Annotated in this window: 15 protein-coding genes; 6 read left to right on the forward strand and 9 right to left on the reverse strand. The window is 64.3% G+C overall.

Annotated features, from left to right (window positions below; genetic code table 11):
* Nucleotides 1–213: 213 nt before the first annotated feature.
* On the reverse strand, nt 214–1,155 hold the full coding sequence (locus tag P6U30_RS05355) for an IS110 family transposase (RefSeq protein ID WP_407168228.1): 942 nt from the start codon (nt 1,153–1,155) through the stop codon (nt 214–216).
* A 345-nt stretch (nt 1,156–1,500) separates the two neighbouring features.
* Between P6U30_RS05355 and P6U30_RS05360 the strand changes: the two genes are divergently transcribed.
* A complete protein-coding gene (locus tag P6U30_RS05360; RefSeq protein WP_407168477.1) occupies nt 1,501–1,773 on the forward strand; it encodes a hypothetical protein in 273 nt (90 codons plus the stop codon).
* Between the two features lie 19 nt (nt 1,774–1,792).
* The gene (locus P6U30_RS05365; RefSeq protein ID WP_407168478.1) at nt 1,793–1,999 is read left to right on the forward strand and encodes a DUF6494 family protein; all 207 of its coding nucleotides are present in this window, start codon (nt 1,793–1,795) and stop codon (nt 1,997–1,999) included.
* Nucleotides 2,000–2,109: 110 nt separating this feature from the next.
* On the opposite strand, the gene P6U30_RS05370 is transcribed toward P6U30_RS05365, so the two are convergent.
* Complete coding sequence (locus P6U30_RS05370; protein WP_407150379.1) at nt 2,110–2,808, reverse strand: DUF1013 domain-containing protein; 699 nt, start codon at nt 2,806–2,808, stop codon at nt 2,110–2,112.
* Between the two features lie 217 nt (nt 2,809–3,025).
* On the opposite strand from P6U30_RS05370, the gene ispH reads away from it, so the two are divergent.
* Genes ispH through rnhA form a run of 3 tightly spaced genes read left to right on the forward strand, consistent with a single transcriptional unit; the run spans nt 3,026 to nt 5,438 of the window.
* Nucleotides 3,026–4,000, forward strand: coding sequence for a 4-hydroxy-3-methylbut-2-enyl diphosphate reductase (gene ispH, locus P6U30_RS05375; protein WP_407168479.1), 975 nt, complete (start codon nt 3,026–3,028; stop codon nt 3,998–4,000).
* A 5-nt stretch (nt 4,001–4,005) separates the two neighbouring features.
* The gene (locus P6U30_RS05380; RefSeq protein WP_407168480.1) at nt 4,006–4,986 is read left to right on the forward strand and encodes a homoserine kinase; all 981 of its coding nucleotides are present in this window, start codon (nt 4,006–4,008) and stop codon (nt 4,984–4,986) included.
* The gene (gene rnhA / locus P6U30_RS05385) at nt 4,974–5,438 is read left to right on the forward strand and encodes a ribonuclease HI (RefSeq protein ID WP_407168481.1); all 465 of its coding nucleotides are present in this window, start codon (nt 4,974–4,976) and stop codon (nt 5,436–5,438) included. Before P6U30_RS05380 ends, rnhA begins: the two co-directional genes overlap by 13 nt.
* Nucleotides 5,439–5,591: 153 nt before the next feature.
* Here the strand turns inward: rnhA and P6U30_RS05390 are convergent, their stop codons facing one another.
* The 7 genes from P6U30_RS05390 to P6U30_RS05420 form a co-directional block, all read right to left on the reverse strand.
* Entirely contained in the window at nt 5,592–6,767 is a 1,176-nt protein-coding gene (locus P6U30_RS05390; RefSeq protein WP_407164520.1) for an IS481 family transposase, read from the reverse strand.
* 265 nt (nt 6,768–7,032) lie between these two features.
* Complete coding sequence (locus tag P6U30_RS05395; RefSeq protein ID WP_407168482.1) at nt 7,033–7,518, reverse strand: peroxiredoxin; 486 nt, start codon at nt 7,516–7,518, stop codon at nt 7,033–7,035.
* A gap of 108 nt (nt 7,519–7,626) precedes the next feature.
* Nucleotides 7,627–8,184 (reverse strand): DUF924 family protein, encoded by a 558-nt coding sequence (locus P6U30_RS05400; protein ID WP_407168483.1) that lies wholly within the window; start codon nt 8,182–8,184, stop codon nt 7,627–7,629.
* A gap of 25 nt (nt 8,185–8,209) precedes the next feature.
* A complete protein-coding gene (locus tag P6U30_RS05405) occupies nt 8,210–9,892 on the reverse strand; it encodes a long-chain fatty acid--CoA ligase (protein WP_407170361.1) in 1,683 nt (560 codons plus the stop codon).
* 160 nt (nt 9,893–10,052) lie between these two features.
* The gene (locus P6U30_RS05410) at nt 10,053–11,540 is read right to left on the reverse strand and encodes a serine hydrolase (protein WP_407168484.1); all 1,488 of its coding nucleotides are present in this window, start codon (nt 11,538–11,540) and stop codon (nt 10,053–10,055) included.
* A 202-nt stretch (nt 11,541–11,742) separates the two neighbouring features.
* Entirely contained in the window at nt 11,743–13,521 is a 1,779-nt protein-coding gene (locus P6U30_RS05415) for a glucan ABC transporter ATP-binding protein/ permease (RefSeq protein WP_407168485.1), read from the reverse strand.
* A gap of 228 nt (nt 13,522–13,749) precedes the next feature.
* Nucleotides 13,750–14,808: an ABC transporter substrate-binding protein gene (locus P6U30_RS05420; RefSeq protein WP_407168486.1), complete on the reverse strand. Its 1,059-nt coding sequence runs from the start codon at nt 14,806–14,808 to the stop codon at nt 13,750–13,752.
* Nucleotides 14,809–15,055: 247 nt separating this feature from the next.
* Between P6U30_RS05420 and P6U30_RS05425 the strand changes: the two genes are divergently transcribed.
* Nucleotides 15,056–15,478: a hypothetical protein gene (locus tag P6U30_RS05425; RefSeq protein WP_407168487.1), complete on the forward strand. Its 423-nt coding sequence runs from the start codon at nt 15,056–15,058 to the stop codon at nt 15,476–15,478.
* Nucleotides 15,479–15,594: the final 116 nt, after the last annotated feature.

Below are 15,594 nucleotides of genomic sequence, written 5' to 3' on the forward strand. Positions count from 1 at the left end.
ATCCCTCCCCCGCAAGGGGGGAGGGAACCCTTCCGCCAGTGGCTCCCGCACATCAGCGGCGCTGATGGCGCTGCATGACCAGCGTCTCCAAACGACCACAGCAATTCCCCTGAAGCGCTCGTTCGTGCGGATCCTGCGACGTGAGGTGAGCACGTCGGTCAGGCTCCCTCCCCCCTTGCGGGGGAGGGTTGGGGAGAGCGACTATCTGGATTGTCAAGTTGCATTGGGGTAAGCGGCACGCGCATCGCGTGCTTTGGCGTTGAGGCGGACTAGGAGCTTGCGGGCGAGCGCAATGCGCACGACCATTTTCTCCTTGCCAGCCTTGAGCAGCCGGTCGCGGAACTCGCCGAGGCTGTTGTCGTAGCGGGCGGCGATGGCCGCGACGAGGAAGAGGATGGAGCGGACGCCGGCGCGGCCGCCGCGGGTGGGTCGCTTACCCCTGCGCTTGCCACTGTCATTGGCGATCGGGGCGAGACCGGCAAGCTTGGCAATGGCCTTGTTGGACACCGTGCCGATCTCCGGCAGCTCGGCATGGAGGCGGGCGACGGTCCGTCCGGCAACGCCCTTCATCTCGCGCCAGGTCTCGGCGAGCTTTGCCCACAGCGGGTCGTCATCGATCATCGAAGCGATCTCCCCTTCGAGCGAGAGGGATTGGCGCTTCAGCAGGACGATCACCTCGTCAATGCTCGCACGCATCTCGCCGTTGTCGAACATGCTGGCGCGGCGCTGCTTCTGGACGGTCAGATCGTCGGTGACCTGTCTGAGCCTTGTCACCAGGGCCTTCAGCCGCTGCTGGGCTTCGCTTGGCAGCGGGGTCGCTGCCAAGTTCTTGGCATGGGCGAAGCGGGCAATCACCGAGGAATCGATCCGGTCGGTCTTCTCCAGAATGCCCATCGCCTCGGCATAGCGCCGGACGCTGCGGGGATTGGTCAGCGCGCAACTGATCCCCTCCTCCCAGAGCCCGACGAACACCCCTCGCTCGTAACCGCCACTGGCCTCCATCACCGCCAACGTGACGGCGTGCTCGCGACAGAACGCGGCCAGCTTGGCAATGCCTGCGGCATCATTATCGAAGCTCGCAAACCGTTGTCCGGGTTCGATACAGGCATCGAGCCTGGCCTTCGAAACGTCCACTCCACAAATCGTCTTCTTCACGGTAACCTGCCTTGTCCATGCGATCGGAACTCAAGCGACTGTTCGGTCGTGCGTGACATGGCGAAGATCCCAGAGCTCACCCACGGTTGTAGCCGGAGGGGCAAACGGGCGACATCGCCACGCGCTTTGGCCGGTGGCCACCGGCCAAAGCGCAAGTCGCTTCCATCGCACAAATCATGGCCGTGCAGATACAAGGGGTGAGCCGCGGACGAGATGATTGACGATCGCACAACCGCTCTGCTCGCCGCGGAAACGCATCCGGAAGCAAAACCGCCTTGATTTTGATGGAATGCCGGGTCATTCCCGGCATCACACGCCCTGTCGTCACCAAATACGGACTCACGGATGCGAATGATTTCCGCACGCGCGCCCTTCGCACTGCTGCTTGTGCTGCCGCTGCTTGCGGGCTGCCTGGAGCGCGGCCGCTCGCCGGTCGCGGAGAGCATGGGCGATGACGATCAGTACTGCCAGGCCAACGGCACGGTGAAGGTCGGCTCGCCCGAATATGTCGCCTGCCGCAAAGACCGCGACGTGCAGCGCCAGAACGCCGAGGCCCGCTCGGATCGCCGCCAGCGCGATCTCGGCGAATACATGATGAACCATCCAGACGTGCATTAGACGCCATGAGGAGGCGACGATGAACGAGGACGCCTTCAACGCCAGCCTTCGCGGTTTCCTCAAGAAGGTCGGCATTACTTCCCAACGCGAAATCGAGAAGGCCGTGCGCGAGGCCGTCGCGAGCGGGCGGCTCAAAGGCAACGAGAAGCTTCCAGCGAAGGTTGTGCTGACCATCGCCGGCGTCAATCTCGTTCACGACATATCGGGTGAGATCGAACTCGGCTGACATAGGTCGACGCTTCTTGCGATGTTCCTGGCGCCGCTTATGCGCAAACGAAAACGCGGCGGGTTGCCCCGCCGCATTTCGCAGTCCAGTCATCGCAGCGCCTGACGCGCTTACTCTTCCTCGTCGTCGATCTTCTTGCCGCCGATCGTCTTCAGCTTGGCGAACACGGCGTCGACGTTGAGATCGTCGTGCCGTTCGGTCGGCTGATCGTCCAGCTCGTCCTTGCGCGTGGTCTCGGAGGCCGGCAGCAGTGTGGCGCCGCCATAGACGGTGGTGGTCGGCTTCTCCTTGGCGGCGCGCTGCACCTCGAAATCGAGCTCGATCTGCGAGCACAGGCCGAGCGTCACAGGGTCCATCGGCGTCAGCGTCGAGGCGTTCCAGTGGGTGCGGTCACGCACGCTCGCGATCGTGGTCTTGGTGGTGCCGACCAGGCGCATAATCTGCGCGTCCTTGAGCTCCGGATGGTTGCGCACCAGCCAGAGGATCGCGCTCGGCCGCTCGTGGCGGCGCGACACCGGGGTGTAGCGCGGGCCCTTCTTCTTGGCCGCAGCCGGCAGCACCACCTTGCTCTCCTGCAGCTTGAGGCGGTAGTTCGGGTCGCTTTCGCCCTTTTCGATCTCCTCGCGGGTAAGCTGGCCGTTCGAAATCGGGTCCATGCCCTTGATGCCCTGGGCGGCGTCGCCGTCGGCGATGGCGCGCACCTCCAGGGGGTGCATTTTGGTAAAATCGGCCACCTGATCGAAGGTCAGGGCGGTATTGTCGACCAACCACACGGCAGTCGCCTTCGGCATCAGCGGTGCGTTGCTCATGGCAAATCTCCTTTGTGCTTCGCCCACCTCTGTCGAGGCGAAGCTGGTAGTCATCGGCGATGACGGGAATTCTGACCCTATATAAGCCCTCAGGGGGGAATGGCGCAATGGGCCAGCAAAATCGCCTTGACAGAGCCCGAAAGCAGTCCCAAGTCCTTACTCAAATTGACCGTTCCCCGCCCGGCGGCGAGGGGTGATTCGGTCCCGAGATGGCCTTATGTCAGCGAAAAAACCCGACCTTAGAATCGTGCTTTGTTCCCCGCGTGGCTTCTGCGCCGGGGTGGTCCGTGCCATCGATACGGTGGAACGGGCGCTCACGATCTATGGAGCTCCGGTCTATGTCCGGCACGAGATCGTCCATAACAAGTATGTGGTGGACAGCCTGAAGACCAAGGGCGCCATTTTCGTCGAGGAATTGGCCGAGATTCCCGACGACACCAACGCGCCGGTGGTGTTCTCGGCCCACGGAGTTCCGAAATCGGTTCCGGCCGAGGCCAAGGCCCGCAATTTCTTCTCGCTGGATGCAACCTGCCCGCTGGTGACCAAGGTGCACCGGGAGGCTGCGATCCACTTCAAGCGCGGCCGGGAGATCCTCTTGATCGGGCATTCGCACCATCCCGAGGTGGTCGGCACCCTGGGTCAGCTCCCGCCGGGAGCCGTGACCCTGATCGAGACCGCCGAGGATGCGAAAACCTTCACGCCGAAGGATCCGGACAACCTCGCTTTCGTGACCCAGACCACGCTGTCGATCGACGACACCGCCGAGATCGTGGCGCTGCTCAAGGAGCGCTTCCCGAACGTCAACGGTCCGCACAAGGAAGACATCTGCTACGCCACCACCAACCGCCAGCTCGCGGTGAAGAAGGTGGCTCCGGTGGTCGATGCCCTGATCGTAGTCGGCGCGCCGAACTCGTCGAACTCGCAGCGCCTGCGCGAGGTCGCCGAGCGCGAGGGCTGCCCTATTGCCGTGCTCGCCCAAAGGGCGAGCGACATCGACTGGAAGCGCTTCGAAGGCATCACGAGCCTCGGCATCACCGCGGGCGCGTCCGCGCCGGAGGTGATCGTCGAGGAGATCATGGGCGCCTTCGCCGAACGCTACGAACTTCATGTGGAGACAGTCTCGGCCGCGGAAGAGAACGAGTTCTTCCCGCTGCCGCGTTCGCTGCGGCCTGACGCTGCCGTCGCGGAATAAACCATATGGCGGTCTACACTGACGTTGCCGCCGAAGACCTCGCGGAATTCCTCAAAAGCTACGACATCGGCGAACTGCTCTCCTACAAGGGCATCGCCGAAGGCGTCGAGAATTCGAACTTCCTGCTGCACACGAGCCAGGGCGCCTACATCCTCACGCTCTATGAGAAGCGTGTGGCGGAAGACGACCTGCCGTATTTCCTGTCGCTGATGGCGCATCTCGCCGAGCGCGGCGTCTCCTGCCCGCAGCCGGCGCGCAATCGCGAAGGCGAGGTCTATAGTCGGCTGGCCGGCCGGCCGGCGGCGGTCATCAATTTTCTCGAAGGCCTCTGGCCGCGGCGGCCGAACGTGGCGCATTGCGCCGGCGTCGGCCAAGCGCTCGCAAAGATGCATGTTGCCGGCCTCGACTTTCCGCTGGTGCGCAAGAACCCGCTGTCGGTTTCCGGCTGGCGGCCGCTGTTCGATCTCGCCGCGGCGCGGGCCGACAGCGTGCAGGCGGGCCTGTCCGACTTCATCGCGCGCGAGCTCGATCATCTCGAAGCAAGCTGGCCGACCGATCTGCCGGTCGGCGTGATCCATGCCGATCTGTTTCCCGACAACGTTTTCTTTCTCGGCGACAAGCTGTCGGGGCTGATCGACTTTCCGTTCTCCTGCAACGACATTCTGGCCTATGACGTCGCGATCTGCCTCAACGCCTGGTGCTTCGAGCCGGATCATTCCTTCAACGTCACCAAGGCCCGCGCGCTGCTCAATGCCTACCGCCGCGAACGGCCGTTGTCGGTGGCGGAAGAGGCCGCGATGCCGCTGCTGGCGCGTGGCGCTGCGATGCGCTTTCTGCTGACGCGCCTGGTGGACTTCCTCAACGTGCCGGAAGGCGCGCTGGTGCGCCCGAAGGACCCGCTGGAATATGTCCGCAAGCTGCGCTTCCAGCAGAATGTCGCTGGTCTCAACGACTATGGCGTCACGCCGGCGGGATGCGCGGCGTGAGCGACAAGCCGCATGTCACTGTATTCACCGATGGCGCCTGCTCCGGAAATCCCGGACCGGGCGGCTGGGGCGCGATCTTGAGGTTCGGCGACGTCGAGAAGGAATTGAAGGGCAGCGAGCCGCACACCACCAACAACCGCATGGAGCTGATGGCAGCGATCTCGGCGCTCGAAGCCCTGAAGAGGCCTTGTATCGTCGATCTCATCACCGACAGCCAGTATGTCCGCCAGGGCATCACCGGCTGGATCTATGGCTGGAAGCGCAACGGCTGGCGCACCGCCGACAAGAAGCCGGTCAAGAATGTCGAGCTGTGGCAACGGCTCGACGCCGCAATGAAGCCGCACGAGGTACGCTGGCACTGGATCAGGGGCCACGCCGGCCACGCCGAGAACGAGCGCGCCGATCAGCTCGCGCGCGAGGGCGTGGCGATGGCGAGGCTCAAGGAGCTGTAGCGCGCTGGCCGGCGCCGTGTCGTAGGGTGGGTCGCGCGCAGCGAAACCCACCAATTGGCTCGCGGCACGAAGGTGATGGGTTTCGCTTGCGCTCTACCCATTCTACGATTCCCTGCTAACGCATTCCCAACACTGTCATCGCCCGCGAAGTGTTTAGCCCGAAGACATGGCTGACACCTGTTCGGACACATCACTGACAGGTTGGCCATCGGTCAAGTCGATTGATGCGATTTGCCAACTGGCGAAGAAGATTCCGTAGTGGCCGTCGCGATCGAGCGGCCGGATAGCAAGACGCTCGCCGAAGAAGGCCTGCGGAACTTTCCAGAACCGTCCCTTGAAGGAGATGTAGCTTCGGGTCGACGAGACGGTCCGAACCGTCTCGCCGACGTCGTATTGCACCTGCGGAAGACGCGCCGGCATCGCGCGTGAACTCGGCCGAAAGCGATCGGCGGGCACCTGCATAGCGAGCCCCTCGTGAGGCCGCTCCAGATTGTAGATCATGCGCCAGGCGTCGAGCGCGCGTTGGACCTCCGGCAAGGTGCGGAAGAGATGCATGGCAAACACTTCCGCGTTGAGGGTGCGATGGAAGCGCTCGTTCTTGCCGCGGCCCTGCGGGTGACACGGTCTGGCATGCACCACCCGGATGCCGAGCTTGAGCAGCCACACCTTCAATCCGGTCCAGCGCACGCCGGATGTGTCGCCCCAAGGTGAGCCATTATCGATATAGAAGGCGTCGGGCAGCCCATAGCGGCGGAACGTGGCCGTCAGATGCTCCTGCACCATGGGTCGCTGCTCGTTCGCACATGCCTTCAGGCACGGGACATAGCGCGAGTGATCGTCGACCACCGTCAGCGGATGGCAACGCATCCCGTTGGCGAGCGGTATGTGGCCTTTGAAGTCCATCTGCCACAATTGATTGGGAGCTTCCTTCTCGAACCGATGTCCAGGGTTGGGCGGCGCATTCTCGCTCGGCTTGATTCTGTCGTTCCGACACAGGATCCGATGCACGGTGGACGGGACAGGCACAGCCTGCCCGCCACGCTTGAGGCAATGGGCGATCTTGCGTGCTCCCCAAGCCGGATGCTTGTCGCGGACGGCGACAACTTCCGCTTCCACCACAGCGGCGCTGCGCTTGGGCATCCTCTTCGGACGGCGCGACTGATCCGCCAACTCCCGATCTCCGGCCTGCCAGCGCCTCAGCCATTTGTAGCCGACGTCAGGGCTGATCCCGAACCGGCGGCATAGCTCCCGCCGGTTCGCTCCTTCCTGCATCGCAAGACGCACGAACTCGCGTCGCTGATCCATGACTGACACCTCGCTCCACGGCATGGACGGCCTCCCGAATCGGACCAATCCAGCCATTCTTGATGTGTCAGCTATGTCTCCGAACACCTGTCAGTGATCTGTCCAGACTAAACACTTGACCGGGCGATCCAGTATTCCAGAAGCGGTGGTTTTCGAAACGGGGGCCACGGCGTACTGGGTCGCCCGGTCCGTCTCCGCCAAGGCTTCGACGAGGCTTGCGATTCAGGCGCGCCGAAGCTTTAGCGGAGGCGGCAAGCCGGGCGACGACGGTGTGCGCGTGACGTTCAGCTCAGAGCTGACCGAGCAGCGTGTCGCCGCCGGAGACCTCGACCTTGCCCGGGGCGGGCTCGAGGTTGAGCTTCCTCACCACGCCGTCCTCGACCAGCATCGAGTAGCGCTTGGAGCGGATGCCGAGGCCGTTGGCGGAGGCGTCGAGCTCCATGCCGATCGCCTTGGTGAAGTCGGCATTGCCGTCGGCGAGGAAGGTGGCTTCGTCGCGCTGGTCGGTGTCGCGCTTCCAGGCGTTCATCACGAAGGCATCGTTGACAGAGACGATCGCGATGGTGTCGACGCCCTTGTTCTTGATGGCGTAGGCGTTGAGGAAGATGCTCGGCAGGTGCATCTTGTGGCAGGTGCCGGTGTAGGCGCCGGGCACCGCGAACAGGGCGACCTTCTTGCCCTTGAAGATATCGTCGGTGCTTTTGACCTGCGGCCCTTCGGCCGTCATCACGCGAAACTTGGCTTCCGGCAGCTTGTCGCCAACCTTGATCGTCATCATTGTTCTCCCTCGGTGAAGCGGAACTGTCTTAACCCCGGTGGTCGCACGGCACAATACGAGCTGGTGGAGGAACGGCAATGCCGGAGGCTGGTCACTGTTCCGTCATCAGCCGGAAAAGCCTCCAGCGTCGAGGAAAGCCTGCTCCTCCGGCGTCGTCGGCCGGCCCAGCACGCGATTACGATGCGGGAAGCGGCCGAAGCGGCGGATGATGTCGGCGTGGTCCTCGGCATATTTCAGATTGTCGGGATGGCCGCCGGCCCGCCGGATCAGCGCGACACAACGCTGCTGGTCGGCCAGATGCTCCGAATGCATGAAGGGCAGATAGAGGAATTCCCGCAACAGCGGATCTATCCGTCCGTCGACGCCGCGGTCGATCGCGCGGCCCGCGACCTCGCGCGCCAGCGCGTCGCTGGCATAGGTCCGGGCATGCCCGCGAAACATGTTGCGGGGAAACTGGTCGAGCACGATGGTGAGCGCCAGCGCGCCATCGTCGCTCGCCTCCCATGAGGAGAGTTCGCCGGCGGAAGCCTTCTGCCAGGTGGCGAGGAAGCGATTGCGGATCTCGGCATCGAAGGCGTCGTCGCGCTCGTACCAGCGGTCGCGTCCGGCCCCGCGCCAGAACGTGAGGACGTCGGCCGCCGTCGCGAGGCCCGCGTCAGTCATTGTTCGATGCCCGCCGTGGCTCGCCTCACGCCGCGGCCTTCTTCTCGTCGCGCAGCTCGCGGCGCAGGATCTTGCCGACATTGGTCTTGGGCAGGTCGGTCCTGAACTCGATCTGCTTCGGCACCTTGTAGGCAGTGAGTTCGGTGGCGGCGAATTTGATGATGTCCTCGGCCGTGACGTTCGGATCTTTCTTGACCACGAACGCCTTCACCGCCTCGCCGGACTTCGCGTCGGGCACGCCGATCACGGCGCATTCCAGCACGCCCGGATGGCTCGCGAGCACTTCCTCGATCTCGTTCGGATAGACGTTGAAGCCGGAGACCAGGATCATGTCCTTCTTGCGGTCGACGATCTTGGTGAAGCCGTTCTCGTCCATCACGCCGATGTCGCCGGTGCGGAAGTAGCCGTCGGCAGTCATCACGCGCGCGGTCTCGTCGGGCCTGTTCCAATAGCCGGCCATCACCTGCGGGCCCTTGGCGCAGATCTCGCCGGCCTGACCGATCGGCAGCTCGTTGCCGTCGTCGTCGCGGATCGAGAGCCAGGTCGAGGGCACGGGCACGCCGATCGAGCCGGTGAAGCGATCGATGTCGGCGGGATTGCAGGCCAGCGTTGGTGAGGTCTCCGACAGGCCGTAGCCTTCCGACAACGCGCAGCCGGTCACCTTCAGCCATTTGTCGGCGACCGGCTTCTGCGTCGCCATGCCGCCGCCGAACGAGGTCTTCAGCTTGGAGAAGTCGAGCTTGTCGAAGCCGGGCGTGTTCAACAGGCCGTTGTAGAGCGTGTTGACCGCCGGGAAGCTGTTGATCTGGTACTTCGCCAGCTCCTTGACGAAGCCCGCCATGTCGCGCGGATTGGGGATCAACAGATTGACGCCGCCAGCGCGGACCGCGAGCAGGTAACAGGCGGTCAGCGCGAAGATGTGGTACAGCGGCAGCGCGCAGACGATGAAGAGCTGCTCCACATGCGGCGGCTTCTTCAGCGCCGGCTGCAACCAGGCGTCGTTCTGCAGCACGTTGGCGAGCACGTTCTGGTGGATCAGGGTCGCGCCCTTGGAAATGCCCGTGGTCCCGCCGGTGTATTGCAGGAAGGCGACGTCCTGGCGTGTCAGCACTGGCTTGTCGAGCTTCATGCCGCGGCCCGCCGCCAGCGCGTCGTTGAACCAGACGGCGCCGGGAATCGACCAAGCCGGCACCATCTTCTTCACGCGGCGCACCACCAGGTTGACGATCACGCCCTTGAAGCCGAGCAGGTCGCCCATGCTGCCGACAATGACGTGCTTGACGGATGTGTTGGCGAGCACCTTCTGCACAGTGGTGGCGAAATTCTCCAACACGACAATCGCCTCGGCACCGGAATCCTTGAGCTGATGCTCGAGCTCGCGCGGCGTGTAGAGCGGATTGACATTGACCACGGCGTAGCCGGCGCGCAGCACCGCGGCGGTCGCGATCGGGTATTGCAGCACGTTCGGCATCATCAGCGCGACGCGCGCTCCTTTCTGGAGCCCCTTGCTCTGCAGATAGGCGCCGAATGCCGTCGACATCTGGTCGAGGTCACGATAGGTGATCGACTTGTCCATGCAGATGAAAGCCTTGCGGTCGGCAAATTTCGCAAAGCTTTCTTCCAGCAGCTCGACCAGCGACGAATACTGCGTGACGTCGATATCAGCGGGCACGCCGGCCGGGTATTGCTTGAGCCAGATGCGCTCCATGGTGGTCATTCCCCTCTCATGACGTTGCCGCTTGTCCCGGATTTCTTTCCGGGTTTTCGGACTTGGCCGCGTTGTTTTGGGCAGTATTGAGCAATGCCGCGGCCAATGGCAAGCCGCTGCGCGCTATCGACGCATTGGGCGGAGAATCGCAGGGAGCCGGTTAGCTGGCCGGCTGCTTGGCGTCGCTCTTCGGCTTCGTCGCTGCCTTCGGCTTCGCCGCGGGCTTTGCGGCGGCCTGCTTGTCGGCGGGCTTGGCGGCGGCCGACTTTGCGCCGGCTGGCTTTGCGCCGGCGTTGTCCGGCTTCGCATTGGCGTGGCGCGCCGGCTTGGCTGTGGCCTGCTTGCTGTCGGACTTATTGCCGTCCTTCTTGGCGTCACCCTTAGCCTCACCCTTAGGCTCACCCTTGGCCTCGCTCTTGGCGTCAGCCGCGGTGTCGGACTTCTTGTCGACCTTGATGACGACACGCGTGCGCTTGCCGCGCTTGGCGGCCGGCTGCATCTTCTCGCTGTCGGCCTCGACCGCGGCGGCCAGCGCAGCGCCGGTCTTGGTCGGGCCGGTATAGACTACGACCGGCTCCGACGGCGCAGCCGGAAGCCCCAGCAGCTCGGAGGGTTTCGGCATCGCCGCCTGCAGGCCGGTGGCGAAGAAGGACATGCTGCCGCCCTCGCCGTTGGTGGCCGAACCGCCGGCGCTGCTGGCAATGGTGTCCTCGTCCTCGTCGCTAGCGGGCCGCTTGCGCTTGGGGCCGCACATCTCCTCGTGCAGATTGGGCGGCGAGGCATCGATCGGCGCAAGATTTTCGACGGTGCCCAGCGAGGGACGCAGCCACGCCAGCCCGTTGCCGGCAAAGCCGCGGTCCAGGAGCTGTGCAGCGCGCACCGCGCGCATGCGGCCCGAGGAAGCGCCGAGCACCACGGCGATCAGCCGCTTGCCGTCGCGCGTTGCCGAGGCCACGAGATTGTAGCCGGAGGCGCAAATGAAGCCGGTCTTGAAGCCGTCGGCGCCCGGATAGCGGCCGATCAGCTTGTTGAAGTTCTGCGTGATCCGGCGACCGAAGCGGATGGACGGAATGTGGACGAAATATTCGTATTCGGGCAGGTCGCGGATGATGGCGCGGGCAAGGATCGCCATGTCGCGTGCCGAGGTGATCTGGCCATCGGCCGGCAGGCCGTTCGGGTTGACGTAGCTCGTCTGCGTCATGCCGAGCTTGCGCGCGGTCTGGTTCATCATCGCCGCGAAGCCGTCGATCGAGCCGCCGACGCCTTCAGCGAGCACCACGGCCATGTCGTTGGCCGATTTCACCAGCATCATCTTCAGCGCGTTGTCGACGGTGACCTGGGTGCCGGGCCGCAAGCCCATCTTCGAGGGCGACTGCGAGGCCGCAGTCGGCGACACCGTGAGCAGCGTGTCGAGCGACACGCGACCTTCCTTGACCGCCGTCAGCGTCACGTAGGCCGTCATCAGTTTGCTGAGCGATGCCGGGTACCAGGGCATCGTCGCATTGTCGGCCTGCAGCACCTTGCCGCTGTCGGCCTCGATCAGCAGCAGCGCCTCGGCCTGCGCCGTGCGCGGCGCCGCAACCGCGAGCAGCGCGACGGCAAGGATCCACTTCAACGACGGGTTGCGCAGCAGGCGGAGGAAATGCACGAGTCCGGTTCCGGTCCTTTGAGACCCGCCTTCAACAGGAGGGCTTTGCAAATGTGACGTTCGGGTTTCAAGCGTGTCCGGGGGCCGCGGTGCGGCGATGCAAACCCTATACCGGCTTGCCAGCGGAGAACAGAGCCCGCCGAACTAAATCGTGGACGAAATCGGCTGAATTTCGGCAGCCGCCTCAATTGGAAAGCGGAGATTATGGCGCCTCGAGATCGGCGCGTTGCTGTTCCTGAATCATGAACTGGGCGCGCGCGAGGTCGGCAAAACGGCCGCCTTTCGCCACCAGTTCATCGAAAGTTCCGCTTTCGATCACGCGTCCCTGGTCGAACATCAGGATGCGGGTGGCGTGGCGGATCGTGGAGAGACGGTGTGCGATCACAAACGTGGTCCGTCCCTTCATCACTTCATCGAGAGCAGCGTTCACCTTGGCCTCGGTGACGGCATCGAGCGCGCTGGTCGCCTCGTCCAGGATCAGGATCGGCGGATCTTTCAGCAATGCGCGCGCGATCGACAAGCGCTGTCGCTCGCCGCCTGACAACATGCGGCCGCGTTCGCCGGCATGGGTATCGAACTTCTTTTCGCTGCGTTCGATGAAGTCCAGCGCCTGCGCGCGCGCTGCGGCGGTACGCAGTTCCTCGTCGGTGGCGTCAGGTTTGCCGATACGCAGGTTCTCGGCGATCGACCGGTTGAACAGTAGCGCCTCCTGGAACACCACGCCGATATTGCGTCGCAGCCCGGTCAGCTTCAGCGCGCGTATGTCCATACCGTCTATCTTGATGACGCCGGATTGCGGGTCGAAGGCGCGATGCAAAAGCGCGATCGCAGTGGATTTGCCGGCGCCGGTCGGCCCGACCAGCGCAATGGTCTGGCCGGGCAGCGCGGTGAAGGTGAGATCCTCGATTGCCGGGCGCTTGCCGTCATAGGAGAACGAGACGTCGTCGAACTCGACCAGGCCGGAGAGCCGGCCGGGATCGACCGCGCCCGGCCGGTCGCGCACCGCCGGCACCGCGTCGAGCACGTCGAAGAATTCCTTCAACCGCGGCGCTTCCATGAACACGTTGTTGATGAAGCTCACCACCTGCTCGAGCTTCTGGATCAGCATGGTGGCGAACGAGACGAACATCACGATCTCGCCGACCGTTGTCAGGCCCTGGCTGTTGAGCGCGATGCCGACGGTGAAGATCGCGAGCACGGTGATCGTGGTCGACGCGCGGGTGATGACGGTGACGATCGCCCACCACGACAGCACCGGCATCTGCGCGGCGAGCAGCTTGTCGGCGACGAAGCGCAGCCCCTGCACCTCGGAATCGATCCGCACGAAGCTCTGCACCAGCGCGACATTGCCGAGTGCGTCGGAGGCGCGCGCCGAGAGGTCGCTGTAATATTCCTCGACCTCGCTCTGCATGCCGTAGGTCTTGCGTACCACCATCGTGGTCAGGATGGTGAAGACGACGCAGAGCGCGAACAGCAGGATGGCAAGCCGCCAGTTGATGTAGAGCGACAGCGGCAGCAGCACCACCAGCGACATGATCGCGGCGAAATGCTCGCGGAAGAAACCGAGCCATAGCCGCCACAGCGCGTCGGTGCCGTTCAGCATCACCTTCATCAGCCGTCCCGAATGGGTGCCGGAATGGAAGGTCAGCGGCAGTTGCAGGACGTGCTCGAAGTAATCGGTCAGCACCGCCTGGCGCTGGCGATGCGCCAGCCGGTCGGCCTGCAGCGCAACCACCGCGCTGCAGGCGATCGTGAACAGCCCGAATGCCACCCAGGCCCCGAGCAGCGGCCACGGTGACGTGGTGGCGAACATCCCGGTCACCGGCCGGCCCGACAGCACGTCGACAATCTTGCCGAACAGCACGGGCTCGGCGAATTGCGCGCCGGCGAGCAGCAGATTGGCGGCGGCGAGAATCCAGCCGAGCCGGGCCTCCTTGCCGAGCAATTCCAGGACGCGAGTATAGAGGCGGAGCATGGACATGCCGGCGGGACCCTTGAGCGGTAGATGCGCCCGATCAGGCGGGATGCAATCTAATCAGGGTTCGCGACGAAGGGCCAGCAGGTGAAGGTACAGCACACATTCCGTCGTGGCTGGGACAAGCCCGGCCGTGACGAACGTAGGGACGTCTGCGTCAAGCTTCCCCGTGCCAGATGCGATGGCCCGCGGGGCGAGCCTGGGCATGACGAACACGTCCGGGGAGCAGGTGCCTCAATTGATCAGCCGGTCGTCACGCGGGGGCAGGAAGGACTCATCGAAAATGTCGGATACGTGCGGCCGCTTCTGGAATTTGAAATCCTCCGCGAGCTGGTCGATCGATCGCTCGAAGCGCGCCGGGTCGATGCCGCCGATGCCGTTACGCTTCACCTCGCCGGCGAGGATGTTGTCGTGGATGATGGCGCGCAGCCGCTCCAGCTCCAGCTCGCGCGAACCGCCGTCCATCCGGTTCGCGACCTCGGTCGCGGCGCGGGCAGGGTCCTTGATCGCGAGGGTGGTGCCGCCGATCACCGCGCGCACGAAGCCTTTCACGGCGTCCGGCTTTGCCGCAGCGAAGCGCGGGTTGACGATGACAGCGAAGCCATAGGCCTCGCAGCCGTAGTCGGCGAAGCGCAACACCGCGAGATCGTCGGCCGGCACGCCGCGATCCCGCACGTTGATCGCGGACAGATAGGAGAAGCCGGTGACGGCATCGACCTGTCCGGCGGACAGCATCGGCTCGCGCACGGCGGCGCTGATGCTGATCTGCTTCACGCTCGAGAGCTTGATGCCGTTTTGCCTGGCGATCGCCGGCCACAGCCGGATCGAGAGATCGCCCTCGGCGACGCCGAGGTTCTTGCCCTGGATGTCGGACAATGCGTTGATGCCGCGACTCTTGCGTGCCACGATCGCATAGGGCGCCTGGTTGAATAGCACGAACACCGCCTTTATCGGCGCGGCGCCCGGCTTGTCGCGAAACCGCACCAGCGAATTGATGTCGATCAGCGCGAAGTCGCTCGCGCCGTCGGCGACGCGCGCGATCGCGTCCGCTGAGCTGGTGGCGATGTTCGTCGTGACAGCGAGGCCCTCGGCGCTGAACAGGCCGCCGACCGTGGCCATCACGAACGGGGTTGCGGCGGCATCGAGCGGACGGTCGAGCGTGAACTGGATGGCGGTTGGCTGGGGCGGATCGCTCGCGGCGCGGAGCCGCGTCGTGCCCGGCCCAATGCCGCACGCGAGGCCGATCACGGCAGCCAGCATGAAGCGGAGAAGGGTGGTTCGACTTACGTGCATCACGACTTCCGGGAGGCGAGACAAAGTGCCGCGCCCGCGCTTGCTTCAAGCATCGAATGCGCCAAGACAAGCAGCATTTTCAAGCGTCAGTTTGGCCGACATTCTGCCTCATGCAAGCTGAATGTCTGATGACTGGCATGCACTTCGCCCGAGCTCGCTCAGCTTGCACCCGGCTCGCGGAACCGAATGTGAAACCTGTGGTTAGCTATCCATGGGCCCGTGGGGCCCTTCCATAAGGATGACTGCAATGTTTGCGCGAAAGGGTATCTTTTCGTCCATTGGCCGGGCAGCCACGCTGGCAACCGTTGCCGTGGTGGGGTTGACCGCCGTTGAGCCGACGATGGCATTCGCTGGCTCCGCTGCTGCGGGCAAGGCTGCCGCGGTGACCACGTCGCACGGGACCAGCGATGCGACCGATATCAGCGCGCGCCGCCGATACTATCGGGGCGGTGGTGCAGCGGCCGCAGCCGCTTTCGCCGGCATCGTCGGCACCACGCTTGCGATTATTGCCGCGCAGAACCGCTACGACTCGTATGCCTATTACGGCGGCCCGGGTTATTACGGGGGCCCTGCCTATTACGGCGGTCCGGTTTATTACGGTGGTGGACCGTATTACGGCTATCGCGGCTATTATGGGCGCCGGTCGCAACTGCCCTATGTACCGTACTGACGTTTGGCGGTCGGCGCGTCGTAGAACTGTCATGGAAGAATCGAATCCGCCGGCTGCACGCCGGCGGATTTTTTCGTGGTCGGCTGCGCCGTTAACACGCTGGCGACGCGTTTCGA

The organism is Bradyrhizobium sp. ORS 111 (genome assembly GCF_045571485.1).
Lineage (GTDB): Bacteria > Pseudomonadota > Alphaproteobacteria > Rhizobiales > Xanthobacteraceae > Bradyrhizobium.

What these genes read in the sequence shown, in the direction of transcription:
- ispH (WP_407168479.1), top strand. Translation starts at nt 3,026, where the DNA reads ATGTCAGCGAAAAAACCCGACCTTAGAATCGTGCTTTGTTCCCCGCGT.
- P6U30_RS05390 (WP_407164520.1), bottom strand. Translation starts at nt 6,767, where the DNA reads ATGCCGTGGAGCGAGGTGTCAGTCATGGATCAGCGACGCGAGTTCGTG.
- P6U30_RS05365 (WP_407168478.1), top strand. Translation starts at nt 1,793, where the DNA reads ATGAACGAGGACGCCTTCAACGCCAGCCTTCGCGGTTTCCTCAAGAAG.
- P6U30_RS05380 (WP_407168480.1), top strand. Translation starts at nt 4,006, where the DNA reads ATGGCGGTCTACACTGACGTTGCCGCCGAAGACCTCGCGGAATTCCTC.
- P6U30_RS05415 (WP_407168485.1), bottom strand. Translation starts at nt 13,521, where the DNA reads ATGTCCATGCTCCGCCTCTATACTCGCGTCCTGGAATTGCTCGGCAAG.
- P6U30_RS05425 (WP_407168487.1), top strand. Translation starts at nt 15,056, where the DNA reads ATGTTTGCGCGAAAGGGTATCTTTTCGTCCATTGGCCGGGCAGCCACG.
- P6U30_RS05420 (WP_407168486.1), bottom strand. Translation starts at nt 14,808, where the DNA reads ATGCACGTAAGTCGAACCACCCTTCTCCGCTTCATGCTGGCTGCCGTG.
- P6U30_RS05405 (WP_407170361.1), bottom strand. Translation starts at nt 9,892, where the DNA reads ATGGAGCGCATCTGGCTCAAGCAATACCCGGCCGGCGTGCCCGCTGAT.
- P6U30_RS05360 (WP_407168477.1), top strand. Translation starts at nt 1,501, where the DNA reads ATGCGAATGATTTCCGCACGCGCGCCCTTCGCACTGCTGCTTGTGCTG.
- rnhA (WP_407168481.1), top strand. Translation starts at nt 4,974, where the DNA reads ATGCGCGGCGTGAGCGACAAGCCGCATGTCACTGTATTCACCGATGGC.
- P6U30_RS05400 (WP_407168483.1), bottom strand. Translation starts at nt 8,184, where the DNA reads ATGACTGACGCGGGCCTCGCGACGGCGGCCGACGTCCTCACGTTCTGG.
- P6U30_RS05395 (WP_407168482.1), bottom strand. Translation starts at nt 7,518, where the DNA reads ATGACGATCAAGGTTGGCGACAAGCTGCCGGAAGCCAAGTTTCGCGTG.
- P6U30_RS05370 (WP_407150379.1), bottom strand. Translation starts at nt 2,808, where the DNA reads ATGAGCAACGCACCGCTGATGCCGAAGGCGACTGCCGTGTGGTTGGTC.